This window comes from Labilibaculum sp. K2S, assembly GCF_030372765.1.
GTDB lineage: Bacteria > Bacteroidota > Bacteroidia > Bacteroidales > Marinifilaceae > Labilibaculum.
Map to the genome: position 1 here is coordinate 101,539 of NZ_JAUCMW010000004.1, position 12,434 is coordinate 113,972.

General features: G+C 34.4%; 10 protein-coding genes. 6 read left to right on the top strand and 4 right to left on the bottom strand.

Annotated features, from left to right (window positions below; translation table 11 throughout):
- The first annotated feature begins 16 nt into the window (after nt 1-16).
- The 4 genes from QUH73_RS07660 to lysA all read left to right on the top strand — a co-directional run bounded on the left by QUH73_RS07660 (nt 17) and on the right by lysA (nt 3,672).
- Complete coding sequence (locus QUH73_RS07660) at nt 17-373, top strand: arsenate reductase family protein (protein ID WP_289529848.1); 357 nt, start codon at nt 17-19, stop codon at nt 371-373.
- A gap of 134 nt (nt 374-507) precedes the next feature.
- Entirely contained in the window at nt 508-852 is a 345-nt protein-coding gene (locus tag QUH73_RS07665) for a phenylpyruvate tautomerase MIF-related protein (RefSeq protein WP_289529849.1), read from the top strand.
- A 326-nt stretch (nt 853-1,178) separates the two neighbouring features.
- Nucleotides 1,179-2,489 (top strand): aspartate kinase, encoded by a 1,311-nt coding sequence (locus tag QUH73_RS07670; protein WP_289529850.1) that lies wholly within the window; start codon nt 1,179-1,181, stop codon nt 2,487-2,489.
- A gap of 25 nt (nt 2,490-2,514) precedes the next feature.
- Complete coding sequence (gene lysA / locus QUH73_RS07675) at nt 2,515-3,672, top strand: diaminopimelate decarboxylase (protein WP_289529851.1); 1,158 nt, start codon at nt 2,515-2,517, stop codon at nt 3,670-3,672.
- Between the two features lie 77 nt (nt 3,673-3,749).
- On the opposite strand, the gene QUH73_RS07680 is transcribed toward lysA, so the two are convergent.
- The 4 genes from QUH73_RS07680 to QUH73_RS07695 form a co-directional block, all read right to left on the bottom strand.
- Entirely contained in the window at nt 3,750-4,808 is a 1,059-nt protein-coding gene (locus tag QUH73_RS07680; RefSeq protein ID WP_289529852.1) for a DUF6268 family outer membrane beta-barrel protein, read from the bottom strand.
- Between the two features lie 64 nt (nt 4,809-4,872).
- Nucleotides 4,873-7,083 carry a patatin-like phospholipase family protein gene (locus tag QUH73_RS07685; protein WP_289529853.1) on the bottom strand — a complete coding sequence of 737 codons (2,211 nt, stop codon included), beginning with the start codon at nt 7,081-7,083 and terminating at the stop codon, nt 4,873-4,875.
- A 60-nt stretch (nt 7,084-7,143) separates the two neighbouring features.
- Entirely contained in the window at nt 7,144-9,531 is a 2,388-nt protein-coding gene (locus QUH73_RS07690; protein WP_289529854.1) for a GAF domain-containing protein, read from the bottom strand.
- A gap of 201 nt (nt 9,532-9,732) precedes the next feature.
- Complete coding sequence (locus tag QUH73_RS07695; protein WP_289529855.1) at nt 9,733-10,368, bottom strand: FMN-dependent NADH-azoreductase; 636 nt, start codon at nt 10,366-10,368, stop codon at nt 9,733-9,735.
- 486 nt (nt 10,369-10,854) lie between these two features.
- Between QUH73_RS07695 and QUH73_RS07700 the strand changes: the two genes are divergently transcribed.
- Together QUH73_RS07700 and QUH73_RS07705 are read left to right on the top strand one after the other, a co-directional pair.
- Nucleotides 10,855-11,478: a methyltransferase family protein gene (locus QUH73_RS07700; RefSeq protein WP_289529856.1), complete on the top strand. Its 624-nt coding sequence runs from the start codon at nt 10,855-10,857 to the stop codon at nt 11,476-11,478.
- A gap of 3 nt (nt 11,479-11,481) precedes the next feature.
- Nucleotides 11,482-12,369 (top strand): LysR family transcriptional regulator, encoded by an 888-nt coding sequence (locus tag QUH73_RS07705; protein ID WP_289529857.1) that lies wholly within the window; start codon nt 11,482-11,484, stop codon nt 12,367-12,369.
- Nucleotides 12,370-12,434: the final 65 nt, after the last annotated feature.

A 12,434-nucleotide genomic window follows, 5' to 3' on the forward strand; every position in this document is an offset into this window, starting at 1 on the left:
AATATAAACAAGGACTATGAGAAAAATATACCATCTATCAAGTTGTTCAACTTGCAAGAGAATAATTAAAGAACTAAATCCGGATGCCGATTTTATACTACAGGATATAAAAACAGAAAAAATAACAGAAGAACAGCTAAATCTGATGGCCGAATTATCCGGTAGTTACGAGAGCCTGTTCAGCCGTAGGGCAATTAAATACAAAGAACTCAATTTAAAAGAGAAGAACCTAAGCGAAGAAGAATACAAAAATTATATCTTGAACGAGTACACATTTTTAAAAAGACCAGTTATAATTATTGAAAGGAAAATTTTTGTAGGAAACTCTAAAAAAGTAGTAGAAAGTGCTGAAAAAGAGCTGCAAAAAAAATAGAAAAGCATTTCCTTAATTTTGTAATTCTCTTATTTAATAATAACTTAAGCGTCTTAACCAAGTTTTTTTTCTTGATAAATTTAGTACTCATCAGTTATTATTCATGAGTAATTTTAATCTTAAAACTTTTAGTTATGCCTTATTTAAAAGTTCAGACAAACAAGAGCTTTTCAAGCAAAGAACAACAAATTTTCCTAAAAGAATGCTCAACTTTAATATCGATGGAATTAAGTAAACCTGAGAAATATGTAATGACCGCATTTGCACCAAAAGTTGAAATGACTCTTGGCGGAAGTGAAGAGCCTTCTCTGTTTCTGCAATTAAAAAGTATTGGTTTACCGGATACTAAAACAAAAGATCTATCCAATAAATTTGCTTGTTTGGCTGCCGAAAAGTTAAAGATAGCAAAAGACCGGGTTTATATTGAATTTATGGATGTCCCCAGAGGTTTCTGGGGCTGGAATGGGATCTTGTTTTAGTGTAATTATTTCTTTATTAGTTAATATTTTAACAATTTGAATAATTTCAATTGGATTAATAAATAATTTTACACAACTTTACCCCGTCAAATAAAAAAAGAAATAAATGATGGCAATTGCATTAAAATACAGGAAGCATTATAAACGCAATAAACGTTTTTGACGTTATATGATGTGAATTGATGTGAAGCTATCGAATAAGAGATATAAGCCTGCAGAAATTCTGCAGGCTTTTTTTGAGAAAAATAAAAAACCACAAGCTGATAATGTGTTTTTATTAGCTTAAACATTTCCATGAGAAATGGCAAAACTAAAATTATTAATCAATGAAAGTTTTAAAATTTGGTGGTACCTCAGTAGGATCGCCCGAAAGAATTAAAAATCTTGCGCAACTGGTTCAAAGTGATGAATCCAGAATCATAGTTCTGTCAGCCATGGCAGGAACAACAAATTCTCTGGTTGAGATAGCCGATCTTTTGTATAAACGGGAGATGGAACAGGCTGATGAAAAAATCACGGAACTGGAAACACAATATAGAGTTCGAATTGAGGAACTATTCACAAGCAAAAATGGAAAAGACAAGGGAAATGAGCTAATCACATCTCATTTCAATTACATTCGCAACTTTGTTTACCGCAGCTTTACTGCACTTCAGGAAAAAGCAATTCTTGCACAAGGTGAATTAATTTCGACCGCATTTTTTCATTACTATTTAACTGAAATTGGTGTTGATTCGGTATTTCTTCCAGCGCTTAATTTCATGCGGATTGATAAGGACGGAGAACCTGATTCCTACTATATCAAAGAAAATCTGGAACGTGAACTCGCTCAATATCCCAATCAAAAACTTTTTATTACTCAAGGCTTTATCTGTAGAGATACATATGGCGAAGTTGACAACTTAAAGCGCGGAGGAAGCGATTATTCTGCATCTTTAATTGGTGCAGCCTTAAAATCGGAAGAAGTTCAAATATGGACCGATATAGATGGTTTTCACAATAATGATCCTCGTTTTGTAGAAAATACCAAAGCCCTTAAACAATTGTCTTTTGACGAAGCTGCCGAGCTTGCTTATTTTGGGGCTAAAATTATGCACCCTTCGAGCATCATGCCATGCAAGCAATTTAGTATTCCTGTCCGTTTAAAAAACACACTAAGTCCATCGGACGAAGGAACTCTAATTACCGACGATTTGGTTGGAAAAGGAATTAAGGCAATTGCGGCAAAAGATGGAATTACGGCAGTAAAAATTAAATCGGGAAGGATGCTTTTAGCTTATGGATTTTTGCGTAAAGTGTTCGAGATATTCGAGATATACAAAACTCCAATTGATATGATTACTACCTCGGAGGTAGCCATTTCACTTACAATAGATGATGATACTCATCTCCCTGAAATAGAATCGGAATTATTGAAGTTTGGTATTGTAGAGATAGATCAAGATCAATCGATAATTTGTATTGTTGGTGATTTTATATCCGAATCGGCAGGCAGTGCTAAAAAGGTACTGGAAGCACTTGAATCTATTCCATTGCGAATGATTTCCTACGGAGGCAGCAAACACAATATTTCCGTATTGGTAGATCAGAAGAATAAAGTAGCAGCCCTTCAGGCATTAAGTAGTCATTTATTTTAGTTGTTGTTTCCACAATTTTTTTATCATGTTTAACAGTTCAAGAATCAACGAATTCTCAAAAATACCTACTCCATTTTACTATTACGATATGGAGATTCTTCAAAACACTTTGGAGATTGTTAAAAGAGAGTCATCCAAATATGGATATCATGTTCATTATGCAGTAAAAGCGAATGCCAATCCGAAAATTATGACCAAAATTCAGTCGTATGGATTTGGTGCCGATTGTGTAAGTGGAAATGAAATAAAGAGATCATTGGAATCAGGATATTCACCGAATAAAATTGTATATGCCGGTGTTGGAAAATCCGATCAGGAAATTCAAACCGCACTTGATTCCGATATTTTCTGTTTCAACTGCGAATCGATTCCCGAAATGGAATTGATTAATGAAATGGCGGAAAAAGCCAATAAAATTGCTAAAATTGCAATTCGTATCAACCCAAATGTTAATGCAAATACGCATCATTACATCACAACAGGAGTTGAAGAAAATAAATTTGGTATCAGCCGATGGGAATTTGACAGCGTTCTGGAAGGTCTTGCATCCTATAAAAACATAGAGTTAATTGGTCTGCACTTTCACATTGGATCTCAAATTACCGATTTGAGTGTGTTCAAAGGCTTATGTCTTCGTATCAATGAAATTAAGCAGTGGTTTTCGGACCGGCAAATTTTTGTTGATCATATCAATGTTGGTGGTGGTTTTGGAGTAGACTACAAGTATCCTGATCAAAATCCGATCCCTGATTTTGTGACCTTTTTTGGCATTTTCGATGAGTTTTTAGATCTGGAAGCAAATCAGGAACTTCATTTCGAATTGGGAAGATCAATGGTAGCGCAATGCGGCAGCTTAATTTCCAAAGTTTTATACGTTAAAAATGGTGTGAAAACCAAATTTGCAATTTTAGATGCCGGCATGACAGAATTGCTGCGCCCCGCTCTTTATCAGGCTTATCACAAAATCGAAAACTTAAGTTCGAATGGTGAAACTGAAAATTATGATGTGGTTGGACCTATTTGTGAATCATCAGACTGCTTTGGTAAATTAGTCAGCTTACCGGCTACAAAAAGAAACGATTTAATTGCAATTCGTACCACTGGTGCTTATGGAGAAGCAATGGCATCCAGATATAATTTAAGAGATATCGCGCCATCGATATTTTCGAATGAACTAAACTAAACTAAACGATAAGGGCGGTATTCTTACTAATTTTAGACCAGGCAGTAAGAATGCTTCCCTTTAGTTTTCACATTCCCTTATTTTAAACCAAGACGCTTCAGAAGTGTTTTTGAGGGCACGATAAATACTGAGAAATTGTAAAAAACTCCTCCTCCAACGGATGAATCTATGATACTGTTCTTATTGGTCAACTTGCTTCCGGACAGACTAAATCCGTGATTACTATTGGTAACATCAAAATTAATATTGGTTCGATAACCACATTCAAAAGAAGTCCACAACCAATCTGTAATTCCCTTTTCTATTTCCAATGAGAAGTTCAAATCAGCCCTTCTTAATTCCAGTGTCTTAAAATCATTCAATTCCGGATCATTAAAATGGATACTGTAACTACCACCTTTCAATCTTGCTTTTGCATTTATAAAACAAAGTTTTGATGGTTGATACCGCAATTTTATTCTTGCAGGAAGTAAAGCCTCAACACCCCATTTATCAGCAAAAGAATGGTTGTAAACAAAAACCGGAAATAGCAATGGATCGCCAAAAGTATAGGAATAAGCCATGCCAATACCCCATGATTTTTTAGAATTCACTTTCCACCCAATTATGGGCGACATCTCCATTTTTAGAAAAGTATACCGACTCACATCACCAATGTGCTCTTTCCAGTAATCCCCTTTTAATTTAGCATTAAAACGAAACATGAAAAACATATTCCTTTTTAACTGCGCAGTAAGATAAAGACTGCCTCCAACACTCTTCAGGTTTTTGTCATTCAGACTTTTATACAAAGGGTAATCATTATCAGAAATATCATCAAAATGAAATTCTTCATCACTATACTCTATACTACCGGCAATTTTCAATTTCTGATTAAGAAATATCGGGAAGTGTAACTTTGCCGTAAAAATACGATTGTAATCAATTTCAGATTTCCCGTTTCCATATACATCTGAAGACGATCGGATATTATAATTTGTATTTGCATGATAAGACATTTCCAGACCACGAACCGGACCCGCTCCTATTATTCCAGGATTCCAGTCGTACTTTAAAGTATCAGCCATATCCTGACCGAATACCCTGCTTGAAATACTGCAAAAAAGAACCGCTAAAAATAAAATGTATTTGTTCATAAAATCAAATTTACCAGTCAGGGAAGTAGTAAGGTAAAACTTCAAAATTAGGACTGACAACCTATTAGAACCAAAAGCCTAAATTCACATAGTTTGAAATACCATTTTTCTTATCAGAATACATCAACGAAAATTCTATCGGCCCGATTAAACTATTGTATGAATATGTTAATCCTATTCCTCTAATCCATTCTCCCTGTGTTAATGTATTATTAACATCTTCAACCAATTTACCGGCATTGGTTTTCAGAATTAAATAATTATTCCGAAATAATTCATATTGAAAATCGGCACGGAAAACAAAAGAATTTACTGAAGCCATTTCCATACGTTCCAAACCAACAAAAGGCATTTGAATATCAAAATAATCTGTTTGATCGATTCCTCCGGTATAAGACATATAAAAATTAGGTATATTTTTACCCCATACTACCCTTCCATAAAATTTTGGATAAACCGTAAATGCGGAACTTACACTAATTGCCTTTTGAAATTTAAGATAAGCTACCGACGCCGGCCGATTCATTCCATCAAGATTAAATCCGTTATTTGTCACTAACTTATATTCTCCATAAAGACTCATTCCGGTCTTTGGATAATAAGCCTTATCATGGGAATCCAGATTTAGAAATGCGTAATAGGTAAAGTAATAATCTTCATCTCGGGTATCCAGTAAATCAAGCGTCCTGAATTCTGAATTGATATTGTAATATTCCAACTTGCCTCCTAATCCAAAAGAATATGATTCCCGAAAAATAGAATGAACATTAAAATTGAACTTCATATAGTTAAAATCATAACTCGCAATTTTTTTTCCTTCTTTAAAAGCATACACCTCAGAATCGTTATATTCTGCTTCTATGTTAAAGCCTGGCCTTAGTCCATTATCAATAGTGTAGGTTGTTTTAAACCTGGGACTTTCTGATAATTTTAAATCAAACGATAAACGGGATCCACTTTTTAGTTTATTCCGAAATGTTGTATTTAGTAATACTGCCGCATTATTATCACTATCGTAATGAAGTCCAACATTAAATCTCTTGGTGGTTCGTTCCTTTACATTTACAATAAGAGTCTTTTCTTCCTCTCCTTTCATTTGAAAATCTACACGATCGAAGTACCGGCTGCCATACACACGATTAATCCCATCCTGTAATTTGTATAAACTAACATTACTGTTCATCTCCAAATTCAACTTACCATACAACAACGAATAACTCACTTCATTCAACCCATTAACCTCCACATCTTTAATAAAATAAGTGGATGAATCACATGGAGGCACATATGCTTTCAATTTTTTCTTTTCCAGGTTATATTTCTTCTTTAAATCGAGTAAAGTTGGAATAAATGTTTGTGCAATTGCTTCTCCTCTATGAATTAATGAATCCGCATCCTGAAAACTCCCAACTGTGTATTCATCTATTTTAGGTTTAATATAGATATCGCAGTATTTCAGATTGTCTTTAAAATTATTCAATGCCATTAATGAAACCGTCTGATTCATTATATCCAAAATAGACTTTAATTCTTTTTTGGACTTAACACCAGACTGTACATCTACTCCAATAATAATATCGGCGCCCATATTAATTAATTCCTTTACCGGAAAATTATTAATCATTCCCCCATCGGCTAATAACTTGCCATCTATCTCTACCGGAGAGAAAAAGGTTGGAATAGCCATACTTGCACGCATAGCCAGAGGCAGATAACCTTTATCCAGAACTACAGCCTTCCCTGTTTCCAAATCAGTAGCAATACATAAAAAAGGAATGGGTAATTTATTAAAATCCATCTGATCATGATATTCTATCGTTAACCGTTCAAATAAATTGATCACGTTTTGCCCCCCAACAATACCACTTGGCAATTGAATTCCTTTCGGTTTAATCGGAAATGACAGGATATATCTTTCAAAATCCTTTTTCTCATAAATAGGTACAAATTTTCGCGACACATTATCTGAGAGGAGATTTTCCCAATTCTGACTTAAGATAATTTTCTCAATATCAACAGCGGAATATCCAATTGCATAAAAACCACCTATCAGGCCTCCCATACTAGTGCCCGCGATATAGTCAATCGGGATACCCAATTCATCTATAATCTTAAGAACACCAACATGGGCAAATCCTTTTGCACCACCCCCGCTTAAAACAAGCCCTATTTTTGGACGAGCCTTATCGGGCAAACTATCTGTTGCCAATTGAGCAAAATTCAAGAAACTTATCGTGGATAAAACCAGACTAAGACATAAAGATTTAAATTGCATAAATTTATTCTGCTTGTATTTTGTTTTACTTTGATTTTATAAGCGTATTGGCACTATAAACTATTCGTTCAGTTTCAATTCCTTAGCAACGGCAAGCACTTCATCAGGTTCTGCACCATTCTTAATTTGAACTCTTAGCGCTCTTAAGCCATACACTCCTTGTAAATCTTCCAACTCCAAATGCTCAATATTATTCTCGAAGTAGCCCTTTGCAACCAAATACTCCAAATACTTCTGATACTCTTCCATTTCAGATTCCTGACTAAATATTACGGCTAATTTTCCAGGCTGAGTAAGGCGCTCACTGCTTCCTTTTACAACTGCCTTATCAATTCTTTTTTTAACAATCTCATAACGAATATTGTAAGCTCCATCTACATCAAATTTTTTCTCATCTTGTCTGAATCTTATTGCCAAAGGTTGGCTATGTACTAAAATTAAACCTGTGGTTTCCAGTTCAATTGGCAATGAACTTTTTAAAGCACCTGTTTTCCGGGCTAATTCAGCACTTACAATTAACTGCCACAAACGAAGATTCTTTAAATAAATTCGATCAAATGTTTTTTGTGCTGAAATACTTTGCCCGATATAAATATTATGCTCTACACCATCTGTACGATATTTTTCAAAATAATGAGGGAACATTTTCTGCGCTTTTTCTTCCTCTTTTTCAAGATAAGAGATAACGCAATCATTAATCATCGCTAAACTATCCTCAAAATCTTTTCTACGCTTGTAAACTATATTTAACTCTGGATCGATATTTCTATAATATTCAGCGACCGCAGTGGTTAAGGCAGATCCATTCTCTTTAAAATGTGGAAAAAGTGTTTCAACATCATGGCGGATAAAACGAAGAACGTTCATTTCATCACCCGAAGAAAGTCCTTTTTCAATCCCATCAATAAAATAATCAATTTTGTATATTAACTGATCGTATACAGGCATTTTACAATCCAAAAATGCCTCTCTCAAAACCTCTCGTGCCAATTGTAACTGCTCCACCAAATCATCCTGAATTGTCCGGTTTCGAATCACCGAGGAATGACGAATATCAATCGCTCCGTACAATGGATATACTTCCCGAAAAACGATTTCTTCCATTTGCACCTGATCATCCAAATCTCTTTTGGCTAACAAATTGCTGGCCGCCTGCTGAAACCGCCACTCCACACTTGGATGTATTGCTGTACATTCTTCTTTAATTGTAGCCTCTATTCTATTTTTTAATTCCTCACTCGTCCGTTGAACTGCAATAGAAAATACAGGAATGATATCTTTTATCACACGCAATTTTGTGAAATTGATATCAAAAGCCTTTGTTGAACCCAATTCCATCATCCCCACCAATTCCCCTTCGTAATAAAGAGGTATGATACAAATATTCTTAATGCCTTGATTTAACAACTCTTGTTCCACGGGTTTTAAATTCTCTCTGCTTGTAAGGTCATTAATCAAAACAGGATAACCGGATAAACCCGCCTCTTGATATATTGTTCCCCGATATGCATCGCACGAGTATTTATTAGGATCAATGAATCCATGCCAAAAATTAGAAGGATTTTCAACATTCCCCTGAATCATACTCAAAGCAAGTACACCTAAATTCAAATTTGGCAATGCTAATAATGAGCGAATATTCTGTTCGAGAGCATTAAAATTATTCCGGTTAATTATTGAAGATTTTTCCAGCAATTGAGACTTTAATGATGAGATTACTTCAATCTGAGTAACATCTACATATTTGAATGACATAAACCCACAAAACGTGAAATGATCCAAAGGAATTGTCTTCATCCAAAAATCCATGTTCATTGGATCGTTAATCATTTGTCTAATATCCTCTTCTGAGGCTTCCGGCAAATTCCCATTATAAGTAAGTTCGATACATGACCCATCATACTCCAATTTATAATACTTCACCAAACCATTCAGCTTATCTGTCATACGATACAAAAACAGATAATCCATATCCAATTGAAAATTATAGAATTTGGGAAGAATCATTAAATAAGCATATACCAACTTCATAAAAGTCAGATAACATTTATCCTGATGATTCATCTCAACATGTTCAATTTCAATATTTTGATTGTTATATATCTTAAGATAATTTGGAGTGAAATAAAAGTTATGATCGTCGAACGGACTGGCAACAACACCGATATCTTTTTTGTATTGAGAAGGGGTGAAAAAATATGACATTATTGTATGAATCTCATCCTCATACTTACTGACGTCCTCAATATTAAAATCGGTTTTCGCTAAATCGGGATTCCTATTAACTACATCCAAAATAATTTTTGCATGTAAATCATTTCCAGCTCCATTTCTTTGTTCACTCTTTAATTTATTAATTAAAGGAAGAAAACTCAATGATTTTTTGAATGGAATATGATCTATATTTAATTTCAACTGATCCAACTTCATGTATTCGTTTTTAGCCATGTACTGTTAAGAACTACTAAAGTAGTTGTTTTTAAATCTACATAAAAATTAAAGCGTGCCGGATAGCCGACAATTAAAGGAATTTTAACAAAGTTACCCGGTTTACGATACGAAAGTGCGGGAAGACATTCCTAAAGGATGATCGACCCGCACACAATTCAAATAAAATTTCTTGAAATTCTATTTTTTCATAGAACGCAATTAAAATTCAGACACAAATTCAATCGCCTTTTCTTTTGCCAATTTTTCAATTTCAGAAATATCCAGTCCCATTGCAATTCCTTCAACAGGAACAAATTTCAATTCTGATATTCCGATAAATCCCAAAACTGTTTTTAAGTATCGATGCGCAAAATCCATTTCGCTCCCCGCTCCATTCGAATAAACTCCTCCTGATGCCTGGATGTGAATCGCCTTCTTTCCTTTCATCAATCCTTCCGGGCCATTTTCAGTATAGTGAAATGTTTTTCCTGCCTGCAATATAACATCAATATAAGCTTTAAGTACAGGAGGAATAGAAAAATTCCACATAGGGTTAACAAATGCATAAGCATCAGCTTCCATAAATTGCTCCAGAAGTTGATTCAGATTTCCAATCTGCTTCTGTTGCTCTTGATCCAAATCGCTGAAACTACCACCATTCTGCAACTTCGAAAAGCCATCAAAAACCAGAGCATTTAAATAGGGAACATCTGTTTTAAACAAATCAAGTTCTGTAATCTCGTGATTGGGATTTTTCTTTTTGTATTGCTCAATAAAAGCTCTCCCTACCTTTAAGCTATATGAATCCTTTTCTTCTTTTGAGTTTGCGCTAACATATAAAAATTTCTTACTCATATCTTTTACTATTAATTCAACACATTTACTATTTCTTATTCAACAAAGCTAGGCAAGCAAAGCGCCTTCATAAATGGATAAAACAAAGGTATTCTTGTACTTTTTATACTTGTTACTAAAATTGAGGAGAAAAATCAAGGCAGATTATACAACAGCTCATTCATCAAGACCGAAATCACTACAAATGAAAAAGATGCAGAAGCACTTCCGAGCTATGCAATTCTTAAATCAGCCCCCAACCAATATGTTTTTGTTATTGATAAAAGTGATGAGAAAAACGATTATCTCCGCAAGGAAAAAATAAAAATTGGAAGCGAATCAAAAGGCTTCTCTGAGATTTTAGACCCAAAAAATCCAGCAAAGGTATTCACTAACGAAGCATACAACAGATCTGTTGAATAAGATAATGCATATAGCAAGACAGAATATCTTCGCTCAAAGTGCAGGAAATAGATTAAAGCAAAATCTATTTCTTACTTTTGCCAAATGATCTCAACACAACACATTCTGCTTGTTATATTTCTATTGCTATGGTGCTTTTTTCACAGCAGTTTAATTTCGAATCAGTTCATCAGCTATATAAAACCTAAACTTGGCAAACAATTCAGAACCTACCGGATTCTCTACAATCTATTTTCACTAATTACATTCTTACCACTGATTTGGTATTCCTATTCAATAAAAAGCGAGATGATTTTTACCTGGCCCGGTAATTTTATAATTGTGCGTGTTTTGATTCTCCTAGTCTGCTTTTACTTGTTTTTTGCCGGTTCGCGTTCCTACGATCTATCGTCCTTTTTAGGCTTTCGCCAGATTCAGCAAAAAGAACATCACAAAACCATATCTGATGATGGAAATATAAGCACTGCTGGAATTCTTGGTGTAATCCGCCATCCTTGGTATACTGCAACTTTCTTATTTATATGGGCAGGAAATTTAGATATTAGCTCATTGATCGTGAATGTAATTCTTAGTATTTATTTAGTTATTGGCTGTCTTTTAGAAGAAAAAAAACTAGTTTTAGAATACGGTGAACAATACCGGATTTACCAAAAAAATGTATCAATACTGTTCCCCTGGAAATGGTTGAAAACAAAACTAAAAAGATAAGACATGGATTATCGGGACGAAGTATTTATTGCTGTGGCAGAAAACCTAAATTTCTCGAAAGCCGCCGAAGAACTGTTCATCAGCCAGCCTGCAGTCACCAAACACATTAAAGAATTGGAAAGTAAATTAAACACCGCTCTTTTCGAACGAAAAGGTAACAAAGTTTATTTAACCAAGTCCGGCAAGTTGGTGTATCGCAGTCTTAAACAAATTAAACAGCAGTATCGTGATTTGGAATATGAATTGGGCAGATTAAATGAAGCTTTTAATGGTTCTTTGCGAATTGGTGCCAGTTCCACAATTTCACAATACCTAATTCCATCGGTAATTGCATCCTTTCATAAACGATATCCCAAAATAAAACTCGATTTATTCAACGGCAATTCTTTTGAAATGGAGCAAAAACTGCTTGATAATGAAATAGATTTGGTTCTGGTAGAAAATGAAACGTCCAATTCCAACATCAAATACATGGATTTTCTGGATGATGAAATTATTGTTGTTACAGGAACACAAAGTGTATACGCAAAACGCAAAAACATTAAACTAAGCGACATTCAGGAAATACCATTGGTGCTGCGGGAAAAAGGTTCCGGAACATTACAGGTTATTCAGAAAGCACTTGCCAAGCAAAATATAGATCTGGAAAAACTAAACATTCTGATTCATTTGGGAAGTACCGAAGCAATTAAAAATTTTCTTTGTGATTTTGACGGTATTGCTCTGATATCTGAAAAGTCTATTAAAAAGGAAATACAACTGAAAAGTCTTTGCAAACTAAATGTAAGTGAATTAAATATTCATCGGAAACTAAGACTGGCATCGCGTCAGGGCTCTGAGTTAAAAATCCCCGGTTTATTTATAGACCTACTTCATCATTATAACTTTTAGTTATACACAATAATAATTTACAATTTCCATAAGCTATTCTTACATTGTATTTTTGTTCCTGAAAT

Coding starts and splice junctions, on each gene's coding strand:
- lysA (WP_289529851.1), top strand. CDS start 2,515: ATGTTTAACAGTTCAAGAATCAACGAATTCTCAAAAATACCTACTCCA.
- QUH73_RS07700 (WP_289529856.1), top strand. CDS start 10,855: ATGATCTCAACACAACACATTCTGCTTGTTATATTTCTATTGCTATGG.
- QUH73_RS07690 (WP_289529854.1), bottom strand. CDS start 9,531: ATGGCTAAAAACGAATACATGAAGTTGGATCAGTTGAAATTAAATATA.
- QUH73_RS07665 (WP_289529849.1), top strand. CDS start 508: ATGCCTTATTTAAAAGTTCAGACAAACAAGAGCTTTTCAAGCAAAGAA.
- QUH73_RS07660 (WP_289529848.1), top strand. CDS start 17: ATGAGAAAAATATACCATCTATCAAGTTGTTCAACTTGCAAGAGAATA.
- QUH73_RS07670 (WP_289529850.1), top strand. CDS start 1,179: ATGAAAGTTTTAAAATTTGGTGGTACCTCAGTAGGATCGCCCGAAAGA.
- QUH73_RS07695 (WP_289529855.1), bottom strand. CDS start 10,368: ATGAGTAAGAAATTTTTATATGTTAGCGCAAACTCAAAAGAAGAAAAG.
- QUH73_RS07705 (WP_289529857.1), top strand. CDS start 11,482: ATGGATTATCGGGACGAAGTATTTATTGCTGTGGCAGAAAACCTAAAT.
- QUH73_RS07685 (WP_289529853.1), bottom strand. CDS start 7,083: ATGCAATTTAAATCTTTATGTCTTAGTCTGGTTTTATCCACGATAAGT.
- QUH73_RS07680 (WP_289529852.1), bottom strand. CDS start 4,808: ATGAACAAATACATTTTATTTTTAGCGGTTCTTTTTTGCAGTATTTCA.